Source organism: Pseudomonas sp. 10S5 (assembly GCF_035019745.1).
Taxonomy (GTDB): domain Bacteria; phylum Pseudomonadota; class Gammaproteobacteria; order Pseudomonadales; family Pseudomonadaceae; genus Aquipseudomonas.
The window spans coordinates 179,871-195,898 of record NZ_JASJVL010000010.1; the positions used below are offsets into that span (position 1 = coordinate 179,871).

General features: G+C 55.5%; 11 protein-coding genes. 4 read left to right on the plus strand and 7 right to left on the minus strand.

The genetic code is table 11. The annotated features are described in order from the left end of the window. Positions 1-58 precede the first annotated feature (58 nt). The 3 genes from QN378_RS13400 to QN378_RS13410 all read left to right on the plus strand — a co-directional run bounded on the left by QN378_RS13400 (position 59) and on the right by QN378_RS13410 (position 6,981). Positions 59-5,548, plus strand: coding sequence for an NEL-type E3 ubiquitin ligase domain-containing protein (locus QN378_RS13400; RefSeq protein WP_323548972.1), 5,490 nt, complete (start codon positions 59-61; stop codon positions 5,546-5,548). A gap of 74 nt (positions 5,549-5,622) precedes the next feature. Next, a complete protein-coding gene (locus QN378_RS13405) occupies positions 5,623-5,964 on the plus strand; it encodes a GIY-YIG nuclease family protein (protein ID WP_322206818.1) in 342 nt (113 codons plus the stop codon). 84 nt (positions 5,965-6,048) lie between these two features. After that, complete coding sequence (locus QN378_RS13410; protein ID WP_322201296.1) at positions 6,049-6,981, plus strand: glutathione S-transferase family protein; 933 nt, start codon at positions 6,049-6,051, stop codon at positions 6,979-6,981. Between the two features lie 6 nt (positions 6,982-6,987). On the opposite strand, the gene QN378_RS13415 is transcribed toward QN378_RS13410, so the two are convergent. Both QN378_RS13415 and yejK read right to left on the minus strand, forming a co-directional pair. Continuing rightward, positions 6,988-7,338, minus strand: coding sequence for a glutaredoxin family protein (locus QN378_RS13415; RefSeq protein WP_322201298.1), 351 nt, complete (start codon positions 7,336-7,338; stop codon positions 6,988-6,990). A gap of 56 nt (positions 7,339-7,394) precedes the next feature. Further along, positions 7,395-8,396, minus strand: coding sequence for a nucleoid-associated protein YejK (gene yejK, locus QN378_RS13420; protein WP_322201300.1), 1,002 nt, complete (start codon positions 8,394-8,396; stop codon positions 7,395-7,397). Between the two features lie 414 nt (positions 8,397-8,810). On the opposite strand from yejK, the gene QN378_RS13425 reads away from it, so the two are divergent. Then, positions 8,811-9,092: an HU family DNA-binding protein gene (locus tag QN378_RS13425; protein WP_299829188.1), complete on the plus strand. Its 282-nt coding sequence runs from the start codon at positions 8,811-8,813 to the stop codon at positions 9,090-9,092. A 148-nt stretch (positions 9,093-9,240) separates the two neighbouring features. On the opposite strand, the gene rlmF is transcribed toward QN378_RS13425, so the two are convergent. The 5 genes from rlmF to QN378_RS13450 all read right to left on the minus strand — a co-directional run bounded on the left by rlmF (position 9,241) and on the right by QN378_RS13450 (position 15,822). After that, positions 9,241-10,209: a 23S rRNA (adenine(1618)-N(6))-methyltransferase RlmF gene (gene rlmF, locus QN378_RS13430; protein ID WP_322201302.1), complete on the minus strand. Its 969-nt coding sequence runs from the start codon at positions 10,207-10,209 to the stop codon at positions 9,241-9,243. A gap of 180 nt (positions 10,210-10,389) precedes the next feature. After that, the gene (locus QN378_RS13435; protein ID WP_322201304.1) at positions 10,390-13,236 is read right to left on the minus strand and encodes a valine--tRNA ligase; all 2,847 of its coding nucleotides are present in this window, start codon (positions 13,234-13,236) and stop codon (positions 10,390-10,392) included. A gap of 135 nt (positions 13,237-13,371) precedes the next feature. After that, complete coding sequence (locus QN378_RS13440; protein ID WP_322201306.1) at positions 13,372-13,842, minus strand: DNA polymerase III subunit chi; 471 nt, start codon at positions 13,840-13,842, stop codon at positions 13,372-13,374. Between the two features lie 7 nt (positions 13,843-13,849). Continuing rightward, entirely contained in the window at positions 13,850-14,278 is a 429-nt protein-coding gene (locus QN378_RS13445; RefSeq protein WP_322201308.1) for a DNA polymerase III subunit chi, read from the minus strand. A gap of 56 nt (positions 14,279-14,334) precedes the next feature. Beyond that, complete coding sequence (locus QN378_RS13450) at positions 14,335-15,822, minus strand: leucyl aminopeptidase (protein ID WP_322201310.1); 1,488 nt, start codon at positions 15,820-15,822, stop codon at positions 14,335-14,337. Between the last annotated feature and the right edge of the window lie 206 nt (positions 15,823-16,028).

Below are 16,028 nucleotides of genomic sequence, written 5' to 3' on the forward strand. Positions count from 1 at the left end.
ATCTATACCCCAATCTCCACCAATCGTATCTTTGCTTCCTACTTCGCTGCTTGAGCAGATGAGGGACCGATTCAAGCGCGATCCTGTACTTGATGTTATTCAGAAAAACCTGTCACCCGCCTTCATCCAATCCTCGCTGCAAGATCGCCAAGACTACTGCGCAGCGTTGTTGGCCAGTCGACGGGCCAAGGAGGCACTGAAACTATTGTTCAAGCCGCTTAAAGGGCTCAGTGAGTTTTCTGAACCCTTATTGTGTCAGGCCCTGGACGCTAAGTTTGGTGCGGGTCTTGATGCCAGAACAGACCGGCTGTTTTATGTCGTTCAGGAAAGAGCGACCCTGGCGGGTACCCAACTAACGCTGTTGGAGTCGGCGCTGCATAACTTTGAGCGCAAAGAAGCGGCGGCGGGGTTTCTCCGACCCAATGCAGCAATTCTCGACAGCACCGGAAATGTTCACCCGAAAAAAATCAAACCCCAAGCGTTTATAGACCTTTGCCGCCAATTGAACTTAGGGCGCAAGTACCAGGACCACCTGGAGAGTGTGCTCGAGCCGGACTCTGCCCCTGGCGATGCTCACGACGCCGGCCGCTTCAATGCACGAGGAACCTTCAAGGCCAATGACAAGGCCGACATGGAAGTTTATGCCCGCGAAGCCGCCATGAAAAAAACCATCAGTCAGGACGCGTGCTCGGCGATGGTCGCGTTGGCCCGTCGCAGGCCTGAGCCTCGCTTCAACGGTAAACCTCTGTTGTTGCAATGTCTGACACTGTTTGGCGTCGAGATCCCCCGAGTGTTGTTGATCAGTCCGCAACGTACATGGAGCACAACGCAAGTTCCTACGCTTTTGTACATCCCGCAAGACCCCGTTAGTCCGTTCACTGAATATGCATCGCTAAAAGACCTAGAAGATGGGCTTCGCTCGCGATTAATGGACAAGTCCTATCAATCGTTCTTCGCCCAGCTTATCGGTGAGCGGCAAAGAGCTGCATTTTTTACCCGGCTAAACAAGCATCTTTTCCCGTTGGTTCCCAAAGATGGAAGCATATTCACCTCGGGCCTTTGGCACCGTGTTGCCGACCACGAGGCAAATCTGGTGGTCGACACTGATGTTCTTAGCGAGGATCCGTTTAGCCGAATGTACCGCCAACATTTGTTTCTTCTGAAGGACAACGCTCGATTCCTGGCAGTGCCCACTGAGGAAGAAGACGCGAAAAGCCGTCAGGAGCGGCTGCAACTTTGGTTGAGCGCAGGTATGAACATTCTCAACCTCGCTTCGTTCGTTATCCCACCCTTGGGTGCGGTCATGATGATTTATGCGACGGTGGAGTTGATCGGGGAGGTCTATCACGGTCTTCAGGATTTGAGCCACGACGACATGAAAGAAGGGCTTCTTCACTTAATGAGCGCCGCTGAACAGATTGCGTTTATGGCGCTATTAGCTGCGGGCCACCAATTGCCTGAACCGCCGCCGATCACCAGCAATAATTTTGTCGGGCGCGTCATCCCTATCAAGTTGAACAACGGACAAACACGGCTTTGGAAACCTGACTTAACCCCGTTTGAACTTCCAAGCGCGCTTCCCGAAGGCGCGAGCCCCGATATCAACGGCGTTATTGAGCACAGCGGTAAAAAGTACCTGAACCTTTCGGATAAGTACTATGAGATCCAGCATCATGCACCGTTGAATAAATGGGTCATCAAACATCCGAACAACAACCATATGTTCTCCCCGGCGCTTGAACACAACGGTGTCGGAGCATTCCGGCATGAGGGCGAAATGCCCCAAGAGTGGGCGAAAAACAAGTTGTTCAAACGGCTTGGTCATTCAGTATCGGGTTTGAGTGAAACCGCTGCTGAAAAAATTCTGGCCATCGCTGATATTGACGAATCGATATTGCGCCAAGTGCATGTAGACAGCGTGCCGCCTCCGGGGCAATTGAGCGATACGATCAAGCGTTTTCAGCTGGACTCAATGCTAGGAACTTCTATTCGCGAGCCCGGTAGCACTCGTGCCGAACACTTCGAACGGTTGTACAACACAAGCGAAATGACGACGGATCCGCTTGTGACGTTGATCCAGAGAGACTTCCCTACCACTCCAATCGCAGTGGCGGAGGATCTATTGGTCACCCTCACGGCGGTCGAAAAACAACACATGCTGGAAACCGGCCGCATCCCTTTACGCGTTGGCGAAGCAGCGGTCTGGCAGCAGAGGGAAACGCGACTTAACCGCGCCCTTGAAGGATTCTTTTTGCACTCGGTGAACAATGCCGACACTGAAACCTTGAGCTTGCGCCTACTTGAAAAATTACCGGGTTGGTCTGATCAGGTACGTATAGAGGTCCGCGAAGGCTCCTACTATGGCGGGTTGCTGGATTCCGTTGGCGAGCCCCGAGCCTCGGTCTACAAGATTCTGGTCAAATCGGAGGGTCGCTACCAAGCATTTGACGACGAAGGTAATGCCCTCAACGGCGTTCACTTCGAAGGCAATAACCTCTGTGATTCAATCTTGCATGCATTGCCCGATGGCCCTCGGCGGGCTATTGGTTTTCCCCATCCCTCACAAGGCTCGGCGCTAAACCAGGCACTTGCGGATCTGGCTATTGCCGATCGAGCACAGGCGTCACGCCTGCTGCGGCAACAAAACATACGCCTGAAATTTAATTCACCAACGCACATCAAACAAGCTCGCTTAGGCTACCCCCTGAGTGGCAGGGGCGTGCTGCCGGGATATATTCTTGAAGATCATTTGCTCGACAAAATTGGCCTGCTTGAATGGAATGACGTTTCTGCGTCGAACGTTTTGGGCGTCATGCGCGATGCCGGAATGACCAATGCCGATATCAACGCCCGGCTGGACGTATTGCTGGAGGAGGCGCACGCCCTGCGGGTGAGCTTTGACCAATGGACGAGCGCAACAAGCGCAATCGCGGGCATGAGCGAGGCGAGAATGATTAGCCGGACCCGGATTGGCGAAGCCATCAGAGGGCATTGGCAAAGGAGCAGCTTGGCAGCGCCGAACGACGGTCTGGCTACGCTACGTCTGGACTCGATTGGTCTAGAGGACTTTCCTGAAGAGTTGCCGGCGTTCTTCTATCAAAGCGTTCAAGGCCTTGAAATGTCTGACGTGTTAGTACGGGTGGACGTTTCGAGACTTCCGTTATATGACCCTGGTCGACCCGAACTGTTCGAGAGGTTCCTGCTCCGGTTTTCCCATGTTACTTCGTTGGCAATTAGCAGCTCTCACCCGACCGGCTTTTTCATGTCAGATTTTTTTGCTCTCCCGCACATTGTTTCAACCCACTTTCCCAACTTACGTGCCCTCAGTTTGATTAATCAGGGGCTGAACATTCGTCCTGCCAACCTGCAACTCATCGCCGGTCTACAGCATCTCGAACGGCTGGATCTGAGCGGAAACAGCTTTGCCTCGTTCGATGCGCCGGCAGGGTCGGTTCAATTGAGCCTTCAGTATTTGGGTCTTAACCGTGTCGGGCTGAATCGTTGGCCCGTTTGGCTCAATGACCTATTGCCGAACCGCATCGCCGAGGTATCGATGAACGATAATCAAATTACCATGTTGCCCAACCACATCATCGGTAATGAATTGGACTTTCCTAGGCGTACCCGGATCTGGCTGCAGGGTAATCAGTTATCGCGGAGCTCGACCATAGAAGCGATTCTGGGTGAAGCCAGGGCGGGGGGGGCATTCAGTTTTAATCTAGATGTGCCCGCTGAACTCGAACCGCGCTTGATGGAGCTGTTGCAAGAGCAGGCAGCGCTGGAAACGGCCTTGCGAGATTGGGAAGCAGCGGCAAGTTTGGATGCGTCCTCCTCCGCCGAATTGGAGCAAAACAGGAGGCAGCTCAGCGACACTTTACTTTGCCATTGGGTTCAAGCGGTTGCAGGGCTCAACCCCCTCTCCCTGCTGGTTGAGTCGACCAGTTTGCAGAGTTTTCCACAACTATTGCCGGAAACGTTTTACCGCAATGTCAACGACCTGACGTTACGGCGCGTAGTGTCGGATGAGAACCAGTTGGATCAATTTTTAAGACGCTTTCAATACATGAACAGTCTGGACATCATCGAACACTCTCCTCCTTTGGTGGCGCCTCCTCCGGTATTGACGGATCTGCCCCGCCTGAGGGCGTTGGGTCTGACCGACCAAGGGATGTTGATAGACCAAGAGGTCATGGAGTTTCTAAGCGGTCGCAGTCAGCTGGCCCAACTAAACCTGAGTGGTAATAGGCTGGACCCCATTTCCATCACCCCTCTATTGTCGGACCGCTATTGGCAATCTCTGACGTTGGATAATGTCGGTCTGAACCAATGGCCTGACTGGTTGACCGAAATTGTGCCAACGGGCGTCAATTCGCTGTCGCTTTGCGAAAACCACCTGACAGAGTTACCCGAGGAAATACTTCGAAACCCGCGCTGCGATTCTGCACACACGGAAATATCGTTGAACGGTAATCCGCTGTCCCGAGACACGATGATCGCTGCCCATGTAGGGGAGCACGGTAATCACAGGTCATTCAGTTTCTATATGGATTTACCCGACGATATTCGCAATCTGCCGACCGAGCGCGCTGATTCGTCCCCTCCAGGTAGCTCAGATTCAGACTCAGACTCAGACTCAGACTCAGATTCAGACTCAGACTCGGAGTTTGCGCAACACCTGCATGGGGCCGCGGGGCGTTCAACTTCTGCACCGCCTACTGTCGAACCTTGGCTAACGGGTTCTAGTTTAGAAACCGCCACTCAACGCGCCCTGTGGGTGCAGCTTGAAGCAGCGGCTGATGCGCCACGGCTTATGGCATTGATAAACCGTCTTCAAGAGTCTTCGGACTTTCTCCGAGCGCGGAGCGAATTAACGTTACGTGTTTGGAACGTGATAGAGGCTGTAGGGCATGACGCTGAGCTGCGTGCGCTGCTTAATGTTATGGCTGAAGAACCTCTCGTCAATCGAACCTGTGCCGACGGTATTCGCCTGCAATTCAACCAAATGGAAGTTCAGGTCTATACCAGAAGTTCACTGCGCGGGATACCGGAAACCGAACGGGGGCAGACACTCTACCGTCTCATGCGGCAGTTGTACCGTCTGGATGAAGTTGATCGCATCGCGCTTGCAAACAGCCGACATCGCGACGCGGCCGAAGTACGACTTGCCTACCGTGTGGGTTTGGCCGAGCGTCTCGGATTGCCGCTACCTCCGACGAGTATGCTGTATCGAAACCTTGCATCGGTGACGCCAGAGGAACTGTCGGCTGTTCAAGCCGAGGTTGTCACCCACCAAAACAGCGGCGATTTCCTGGCTTCTGCGGCGGGTCGAGACTTCTGGATCAGTTGGCTACGTGACGAGTACGCCTCGGAGTTCACGGCGCTTGAGGCGACATTTGAGCAAGAAAAGGCGCGTCTGGAGGATGAATTTGCAGAATTGAACGATGACTATCTGAGCCGCGCAGAATTGTTGCAGACGCAGCAAAAGGATAGGGAGCGCGACCTCATTCAACAACTGACCCACCGAGAAGGGCTCAAGTACGACGAATAACGTAATTCCCGGTTGCGGCCATGGCATCTGCTAGAATTGCCACCTCTCCAGTGTTGGCAGTCGTCACTCAGCAAATGCCCGCTTCCTCCGTCAGCTCAGCTACGAGCAATGTCACCCTGAAGACCAGTGCTGCAAAGCGCTGGTTTGTCTACTTGGTGCGCGCCGCTAACGGCGCGTTGTACTGCGGGATCAGTGACGATCCCCAGCGCCGCTTCACGGCTCATCAAAGCGGTAAAGGCGCACGCTTCTTCTATTCCAGCCCGGCAGTCGCGCTGGTTTACGTAGAAGCGTGTTGCGACAAGCGTGAAGCCCTGCGCCAAGAGCGTTTAATCAAACAACTGAAAAAGAGTGCCAAGGAAACACTTGTGTCGAGCTTTGGCGTCGGACTTGAGGGCGCCATTTATCCACCTTCGTGATGACTGACTATCAGGCTGACCAGATAGGCTCCCCACGCGCCGGGAGGTAAGCTTCAGGCTTTCTATCCGAACGCGGAGCCAAACATGTCAGAGCTGATTTTGCATCACTATCCAACGTCCCCTTTCTCCGAAAAAGCTCGTTTGATGTTCGGTTTCAAAGGACTGTCATGGCGTTCGGTAATGATCTCGCCGGTCATGCCCAAACCTGACCTGACCATCCTGACTGGTGGGTACCGCAAAACCCCGGTGCTGCAAGTGGGTGCAGATATCTACTGTGACACCGCCATCATTGCTCGTCGTCTGGAGCAGGAAAAAGCTTTGCCAGCGTTCTTTCCTGAAGGTCAAGAGTTTACCGTCGCAAGCTTCGCCGCCTGGGCTGATTCGGTAGTTTTTCTGCACGCCGTAAGCCTTGCTTTACAGCCTGTGTCTGCTGCACAACGGTTCGCCAAATTGCCTCCTGAAGGTGTGAAAGCTTTCATGGTTGATCGTGCTGGACTGTTCTCGGGTGGGAACGCCGTGCGAGTCACGCTGGAACAGGCCAAGCATCAATGGCCGACGCTCATGGCCCGTCTGGAAATGCAACTTGAGCGCAACGGAGACTTCCTGTTTGGTAAGCCGTCGATTGCTGATCTCGCCCTCGCTCACCCGCTATGGTTCGTCAAACAAGGTTCTGTGACTGCCCCTCTGGTTGACGACTATCCGGCCATTACCGCTTGGTACCAGCGGGTAGAGGCCCTTGGCCATGGAGCCTTCAATGCATTGAGCGCCTCCGATGCACTTGAAATTGCCCGATGTGCTGCTCCAGCGCCGTTACCCGACGAACAATTCAGCGAGCCTAATGGCTTTACACTCGGCCAGAAAGTCATCATCTGTGCCACGGATTATGGGGTCGATCCGGTCGAAGGCGAATTGGTGTTCAGCGGCAGCGAAGAGCTGATTCTACGCCGCGAGGATGAGCGCACAGGTGCGGTGCACGTGCACTTTCCACGGCTAGGGTTTCGAATCGAAGCGAGGTGACTCGATTCATTTCAGTGCCGCCAGTATCTCCTCCGGGCTGAATCCCCTGATCAGCGTGCCATTGACGTCGATCATGGGGATACCGCGTCCGCCTAGCGCCTCGTAAGCTTTGCGACCCTCGGCGGATTTCTCGATATCGAATTCGCGATAGGGAATGCCTTTGCTGTCGAGCAAGCGCCGAGTCTGTTTGCAGTAGCCGCACCAGTCGGTGGCATACAGCACGACCTTGGCGTTTGCCAATCTTTGGCTGATCGCCGCCGTGTCAGGGCTGAAAAAGTGTTCGACCTTGCCCCAGTTCTGGTAGGCCACCACCACCAACATGATCAATACGAATTTCTTCAGCGTGCGGATGAGCATTGCTAACCTTTTCTTGCTTTGGCTTCGGCGAATAACCTAGATGTCCGATCCAACCCTCAGCGGCGCTTCAACTGATCAGTGAGTTGGGTTGGCAGACCTTTGATGATAAGAGTACCGGCTTCTTCGTCGTATTGGATCTTGTCACCCAACAGATGTGCCTCAAAACTGATTGAGAGGCCCTCTGCACGGCCAGTGAAGCGACGGAACTGATTCAGGGTGCGCTTATCCGCCGGAATCTCTGCAGACAGGCCATAGTCCTTGTTGCGGATGTGATCGTAGAACGCTCGCGGACGCTCTTCATCGATCAGACCAGACAGCTCCTCCAGCCCCATGGGTTCGCCCATTTTGTTTTGGGCGCTGGCGTAATCCACCAGGGTTTTGGTTTTCTCCCGGGCGGACTCTTCGGGTAAATCTTCACTCTCCACAAAGTCGCTGAACGCCTTGAGCAAGGTGCGGGTTTCACCGGGGCCGTCGACGCCTTCCTGGCAACCGATGAAGTCGCGGAAGTATTCAGATACTTTTTTGCCGTTTTTGCCTTTGATGAACGAAATGTATTGCTTGGACTGCTTGTTGTTCTGCCACTCGGAGACGTTGATACGTGCCGCCAGGTGCAGCGTGCTCAAGTCGAGGTGACGTGAGGGCGTCACGTCCAGCTCCGCGTTCACCGCCACGCCTTCACTGTGGTGCAGCAGGGCGATGGCAAGGTAGTCGGTCATACCTTGCTGGTAGTGAGCGAACAGCACGTGGCCGCCGACCGACAGGTTGGATTCTTCCATCAGTTTTTGCAGGTGTTCAATGGCGATCCGGCTGAACGCTGTGAAGTCCTTGCCGCCCTCCAGGTATTCTTTCAGCCAGCCGCTGAAGGGGTGTGCCCCCGATTCCGCATGAAAAAAGCCCCACGCTTTGCCTTGCTTGGCGTTATAGCTCTCGTTCAGGTCGGCGAGCATGTTCTCGATGGCCTGAGACTCGCCGAGTTCTGAATCGCGGGCGTGCAACACCGCTGGCGTACCGTCGGGTTTTTTCTCGATCAGGTGGACGATGCAATGACGGATCGGCATGGGCTTCTCGGTTGGAAAATCACGGATGAAGAGCGGCGGAGGAGCCTGCGCTCAATTCAAAGTCGGCAAGTGTAACGCACCTTGGGCGGCGTAGATGTGTTCGGCACGAGGCGGGTTTTGGGCTGTTTTGAGTGTTTACAGCGTATTTTTTACCGTTTAACACTCTAAAGCTGACCAAATGGGTAGGTAGGGGCGGATATTTGATTGCCTCTGTGCTAGTTTTGCCCGGTCTTGCGCACCTTAAGGGCGCTAAGCACGCAGTTTGTACGCGTCAGGTCGAACCAAACCCGGGTTTCAGCATCTACACTTCGCGCTTGATCGTGGCTGCTCCGTGAGGGCCAGGCTTATCGCCTGGCCCCAGGCCGACGCCGCACTCTGCAATCCAAATGAATTAGATAGGGAAGGAACACCACCATGGCAATGACTAAAGACCAATTGATCGCCGATATCGCTGAAGCTATCGACGCGCCAAAAACCACCGCGCGTAATGCTCTTGAGCAATTGGGCCAGATTGTTGCTGATCAACTGGAAAACGGCGCTGAAATCACTTTGCCAGGCATTGGCAAATTGAAAGTCACTGAGCGCCCAGCTCGCACTGGCCGTAACCCTTCGACTGGCGCTGCCATCGAAATCGCTGCCAAGAAAGTCATCAAATTCGTACCGGCCAAAAGCCTCAGCGATTCGGTGAACAAGTAAGTATTTGTTTGCCCTGACGGGCAATCGGATCTTGCTGTAAAAAAGCCGTGCTCCGGATCACTCCGGGCACGGCTTTTTTCTGTCTGATGTCCCTGAAAAATCTGTAGAAACCAAGATGTTGGCTCCTACAGGTGTTGAGTTTTCAATATCAGGCCTTGGCTGCGGCCCAGCGCTTCTCGCGCCAGATACGCTGCTGAGTGTTGTCGAGGAAGGTCCAAGCCACGAAGCGGCTTTGTTTCTGGCCCTGAGACATCTCCACCACGCGGCTGTCGAACACACCGGCTTTCTTCAGTGTGCTTTGAATCAACGGCAGGTTCGAGGCCTTGGAGACCAAGGTGCTGAACCAGAACACCTGCTGTGGCACGTGTTTGCTTTCGTTGATCAGTTGCGTCACGAAGCCTATTTCGCCGCCTTCGCACCACAATTCCTGTGATTGCCCGCCAAAGTTCAGCACCGGTAACTTGCGTTTCGGGTCAGCCTTGCCCAATGCGCGCCATTTGCGTTGGCTGCCGCGTTGCGCTTCTTCCCATGAGGCGTGGAACGGTGGGTTGCAGACGCTCAGGTCGAAACGTTCTTCGCTGTGCAGGAGGTCTAGCAGGATCTGTTTGCGGTTGCTTTGCAAGCGCAGGCTGATGACTTTCTGCAGGTTGTTGGATTTGACGATGGCGGTGGCGCCGGAGATTGCCGTGGGGTCGATTTCCGAACCGAGGAACTGCCAGCCGTAGTCACTGTGGCCAATCAACGGATAGACGCAGTTGGCGCCCATGCCGATGTCCAGTGCACGAATCGACGCGCCGCGTGGAATCACGCCGTCGTTGCTCTCAGCCAACAGGTCAGCCATGAAGTGCAAGTAATCGGCGCGGCCTGGGATCGGTGGGCACAGGTAGTCAGCCGGAATGTCCCAATGCGCGACGCCATAGAACGACTTGAGCAGGGCGCGGTTGAACACTCGGACTGCCGATGGATTGGCGAAATCGATGCTTTCGTTACCGTAGGGATTGACCACCACGAACTCGGCCAGCTCGGGGCTGCTTTTGATCAACTTCGGGAAATCGTAACGGCCTTGGTGACGGTTGCGCGGGTGCATCGTGGCTTTAGGTTTGTCTGGGGTGGTCATGGAATTCAATTCTGTGAATGCAGGTGCATCACGCTGTAGGCGCGCGCTTGCCCGCGATTGCTGTGGGTCAGGCACCGTGTTTGATGAACAAAACCTTCGGTGTCAGGGCTGGCCATATCGCGGGCAAGCGCGCTCCTACAGAGAGGCTGACCCGCGAACGGGCCAGCTTTGATGTCGCCCTTACAAGCTGGCGATGCGTGCGTGTTGTTCCGCCAGTTTGGCTAAGGCTTGTTCAGCTTCGGTCAGTTTGGCGCGTTCCTTGGCAATCACTTCAGGCGGCGCTTTGTCGACGAACGCTGCGTTGGACAGCTTGCCGCCCACGCGTTGCACTTCACCTTGCAGGCGCAGGATTTCTTTGTCCAGACGCGCCAGCTCAGCGGCTTTGTCGATCAGACCGGCCATGGGCACCAGCACTTCCATTTCGCCAACCAATGCGGTTGCGGACAGCGGAGCTTCTGCACCGGCAGCCAACACTGTAATAGATTCAAGCTTGGCCAGTTTTTTCAGCAGGTAATCGTTTTCGGTCAGGCGGCGTTGATCTTCGGCGCTAACGTTCTTGAGGAACAGTTGCAGTGGCTTGCCAGGGCCGATGTTCATTTCCCCACGAATGTTGCGGGTGCCCAACATCAGGCCCTTGAGCCATTCGATGTCGTCTTCGGCGGCCTGATCGATGCGTGCTTCGTTGGCCACTGGCCAAGGTTGCAGCATGATCGTCTTGCCGGTCACGCCCGCCAGCGGTGCGAGGCGCTGCCAGATTTCTTCGGTAATGAACGGCATGAACGGATGAGCCAGACGCAACGCCACTTCCAGCACGCGAACCAGCGTTCGACGAGTGCCGCGCTGACGCTCGACCGGGGCATTTTCGTCCCACAGCACGGGCTTGGACAGCTCCAGGTACCAGTCGCAATACTGGTTCCAGATGAACTCGTACAACGCTTGGGCGGCGAGGTCGAAGCGGAACTGATCCAGATGGCGAGTCACTTCAGCTTCGGTACGCTGCAACTGCGAGATGATCCAGCGATCAGCCAAGGATAGTTCCACCGCTTCGCCGTTTTGCCCGCAGTCTTCGCCCTTATCCAGAACGTAACGTGCCGCGTTCCAGATCTTGTTGCAGAAGTTGCGATAGCCTTCGACGCGGCCCATGTCGAACTTGATGTCACGACCGGTGGACGCCAGCGAGCAGAAAGTAAAGCGCAACGCATCGGTGCCATAGCTGGCGATGCCGTCCGCAAACTCGTCACGGGTTTGCTTTTCAATCTTTTTCTGCAGTTTTGGCTGCATCAAACCGGTGGTGCGCTTGGCGACCAGGTCTTCGAGTTCGATACCGTCAATGATGTCCAGCGGGTCAAGGACGTTGCCCTTGGACTTGGACATCTTCTGACCGAGACCATCGCGCACTAAACCGTGAACGTATACGGTCTTGAACGGAACTTGCGGTGTGCCGTCTTCGTTTTTCACCAAATGCATAGTGAGCATGATCATCCGGGCGACCCAGAAGAAAATGATGTCGAAGCCAGTGACCAACACGTCAGTGGAGTGGAAAGTCTTCAGCGCTTCGGTTTTTTCCGGCCAGCCCAGCGTAGAGAAGGTCCACAGCCCTGAGCTGAACCAGGTGTCGAGAACGTCGTTGTCCTGTTGCAGCGCAATCTCTGGCCCGAGATTGTTCTTCGTGCGAACTTCGGCTTCGTCGCGACCGACATAAACTTTGCCTGACTCGTCGTACCAGGCCGGAATCCGATGGCCCCACCACAGCTGACGGCTGATGCACCAGTCCTGAATGTCACGCATCCAGGAGAAGTACATGTTTTCGTACTGCTTGGGCACGAACGCAATGCGCCCGTCTTCCACAGCGGCGATGGCAGGTTCAGCCAGCGGCTTGGTGGAGACGTACCACTGGTCGGTCAGCCATGGCTCGATGATCGTCCCGGAGCGGTCGCCCTTGGGCACTTTCAGTGCATGGTCGTCGACACTGACCAGCAGGCCAGCAGCATCAAAGGCGGCAACGATTTGTTTACGCGCTTCAAAGCGATCAAGACCGGCATAGGCTGCCGGAAGTGCGCCGTCAATCAGCTCATTCAGCGTGCCGTCGATGTTGAACACTTGGGCGACAGGCAGCACTGCAGCGTTTTTGTCGAAGATATTCAGCAGGGGCAGGTTGTGGCGCTTGCCGACTTCGTAGTCGTTGAAATCGTGGGCCGGGGTGATTTTCACGCAGCCGGTGCCGAACTCAGGATCGCAATAATCATCAGCGATGATCGGGATGCGGCGGCCAACCAATGGCAGTTCGACGAACTTACCGATCAGGGCTTTATAGCGTTCGTCTTGCGGGTTAACGGCAACGGCGGCGTCGCCGAGCATGGTTTCCGGACGGGTAGTGGCGACGACCAGGTAATCCAGGCCATCAGCGGTTTTCGCGCCATCGGCCAGTGGGTAACGCAGGTTCCAGAGGAAACCTTTCTCGTCGTGGTTTTCCACTTCCAGATCGGAAATAGCGGTGTGCAGTTTGGTGTCCCAGTTGACCAAACGCTTGCCACGATAGATCAGACCGTCTTCATGCAGGCGTACAAATGCTTCTTTTACCGATTCGGACAGCCCGTCGTCCATGGTGAAGCGCTCGCGGCTCCAATCCACTGAAGAACCCAAACGACGGATTTGACGGCTGATATTGCCACCGGACTGGTCTTTCCATTCCCAGATTTTTTCGAGGAATTTATCGCGACCTAAGTCATGACGGCTCAGGCCTTGGGCTTCGATCTGGCGTTCCACCAGCATTTGCGTGGCGATACCCGCGTGGTCGGTGCCTGGTTGCCACAGGGTGTTGCGACCCTGCATGCGGCGGAAACGGATCAAGGCGTCCATGATCGCGTTGTTGAAACCGTGACCCATGTGCAAGCTGCCGGTAACGTTCGGCGGCGGAATCATAATGGTGTACGAGTCACCAGCGCCTTGCGGAGCGAAATAATTCTCGGACTCCCAAGTCTGATACCAGGAAGTTTCAATGGCGTGCGGCTGGTAGGTCTTTTCCATGCGCGGCTGGACCCTATTGGCATTAATTCAGGAAAGCCGGCAAGTATAGCGGCAGGGGCAGCTGCAAGCCACAGACAGCGGACAGAGGCAAGCTACAAGCGGTGCGCGTTTGGCTTCTGCTTGCAGATTGCGCCTTTATAGCTTTCCGCTTGAAGCTGCTGCGAGCAGCCGCTCCATCCTCGCATCAAGCCGACGTTTGATTTCGGTTTCGATGTGTGGGGCGAAGTCGTCGATGACGTCTTGCATGATCAATTGCGCGGCGGCGCGCAGTTCGTTGTCCAAGTGCAGCAAAAGGTCCGGGTTCGGTGCTGCCTGCTCGGCGACCGGTTCTGGGATCAAGGTGGGGATGTCCGCTTCGTTGCCTTCAAACTCGGCAACCTGCGCAACAGGTTCGGCGTCGAGAAAAGGGATCTTGACCACTTGGCCTTTATCCGTTGTGGCTGTTTGAGCGCCAACCACATCGAACAACAACGGGATTTGCACGTCGCCCTTAACGCTGTCGGTCAGCAACGGCGGTTGCAATGAATCATCCCCGAGCAGTTGGCGGATCGACTCAAGGTCATCCAGCAAATGCGCGGAGTCTTTCAGGGGTTTTGGAGTATCCATCGTGTGCTCAGAGACGCTGTAACCGGTGATCTTGCAGAGGATAGCCCTGTTCACGATAGAAGCGAAAACTCTCTCGTGCGGCCAGACGAATAGCGGGATGTTCTACTACCACTTCCGCCACACGGGCGAAACGCTTGAAAAATTCGGGGATGCGCAGGTCCAGATTGACCAGCAAATCCTGATGTTGCCCTGGATCATCGCCCAGCCCCAGTACGATCGGAGCATCCTGATCGTCCTCGGCATTGCCGTGCGGCACGAAGCTTTCGCCTTTGAAGCGCCACAGTCGCGCGTCGAGGTCTTCACGCTGGGCGGCATCACTGCAATGCAAATAGACCCGATGCCCGAGGCGCCAGGCTTTTTCGCTGAGTTTGCAGGCGAAGTCCAGGCGTGCCTGCGGATCGGCGCTGGGCAGGATATAAAAATCGACTTGGGTCATGTCAGTTCCTGAACGCGGGACGTATCGGCCAAGCGGCCAATACGTCCCTAAGCGGTTTACACGCCAGCGCGGTCGAGCAGGTATTGAGTCAGCAGCGGAACCGGACGGCCCGTGGCGCCTTTGTCCTTGCCGCTCAGCCATGCAGTGCCAGCGATGTCCAAGTGCGCCCAGTTGTAGGCTTTGGCGAAGCGTGACAGGAAGCAACCCGCAGTGATGGTGCCGCCTTTGGGGCCGCCAATGTTGGCGATGTCGGCAAACGGGCTGTCCAGCTGTTCTTGATACTCATCGAACAACGGCAATTGCCAGGCACGGTCGTCGGCTTGTTTGCCAGCGTCGAGCAGTTGCTCGATCAGTTCGTCGTTATTGCCCATCAGCCCGGACGTGTGGCCACCCAAGGCAACGACACAGGCGCCGGTCAGGGTTGCGATATCGATCACCGCTTGCGGTTTGAAGCGTTCAGCGTAGGTCAGGGTGTCGCAGAGGACCAAACGCCCTTCGGCGTCTGTGTTAAGGATTTCGACGGTCTGGCCGCTCATGGTGCTGACGATATCGCCAGGGCGAGTGGCGCTGCCGCTCGGCATGTTTTCGGCACAGGCCAGCAGGCATACCAAATTGATTGGCAGTTTCAGTTCAAGCACGGCGCGCAGGGTGCCGAACACACTGGCGGCACCGCACATGTCGAACTTCATCTCGTCCATGCCCGCAGCCGGCTTGATGCTGATGCCGCCGGTATCAAACGTAATACCTTTGCCGACCAGTACGTAGGGCTTGTCGGTTTTCTTGCCGCCCTGATAATTCATGACGATCAAGCGTGGTGGTTGGTCGCTGCCGATGGACACGGCGAGGAACGCACCCATGCCCAATTCTTTGAGCTTCTTCTCGTCGTGTATCTCAACCTTGAGGTTTTTATGCTCTTTGCCCAGGCTTTTAGCTTCTTCAGCCAGGTAGCTCGGGTGACAGATGTTCGGCGGCAGGTTGCCCAAGTCGCGGGTGAAAGCGATGCCTGTTGCGATAGCAGCGGCGTGCGTGGCGGCGCGCTCAGTGTCAGCCTGGGTAGTTTTGCTGGTCAGCAAGGTGATTTTTTTCAATGCGCGCGGTTCGGCTTTCTGGCTCTTGAAACGGTCAAACACATATTCGCCATCAGCCAAGGTTTCTACCAGCAGGCGCGCTTTGCCGTAGGTGTCGCGATTTTTGACGACCAGCTCATCCAGGACCAGCACGGCATCGCTGCCACCTAGACCTTTCAATACGGACAATGTGCAGCTAACGACTTTGCGAAACTGACGATCAGTCAACTCACCTGTTTTGCCCACACCAACCAACAGCACACGCTCGGCCTTGAGGTGAGGCAAGCTGTGTAGCAAAAGACTTTGCCCGACTTTGCCTGCCAAATCGCCCCGCTTAAGGACTGCGGTGATTTCCCCGCCGGTCAGGGTGTCGAGATTTTTGGCCGCTTCGCTTAGAGCACGACCTTCTGCCACTGCAACGACCAGCGTGGCGGTTTTCAAAGTTTCTGGGCTAGCGTTTTTTACAACAAATTCCATGTCGGGGTCCCCGATAACTGTGGGTTTTCGCAGAAAGAATGAAGCGCACAGTCACTGGCGTTGTTTCGCACCGGTAATGCCTGCGGCAAGGCCCGCAGTTTGACCCTCACCTACGGAGCCTGACAACCCTTCGTGTGCCAGGTTTTTACCCGCTATGGCGTTGCCGCGTAAAGACTCTCGCGCTTCTATGCAGAGCGCGCAGTGAC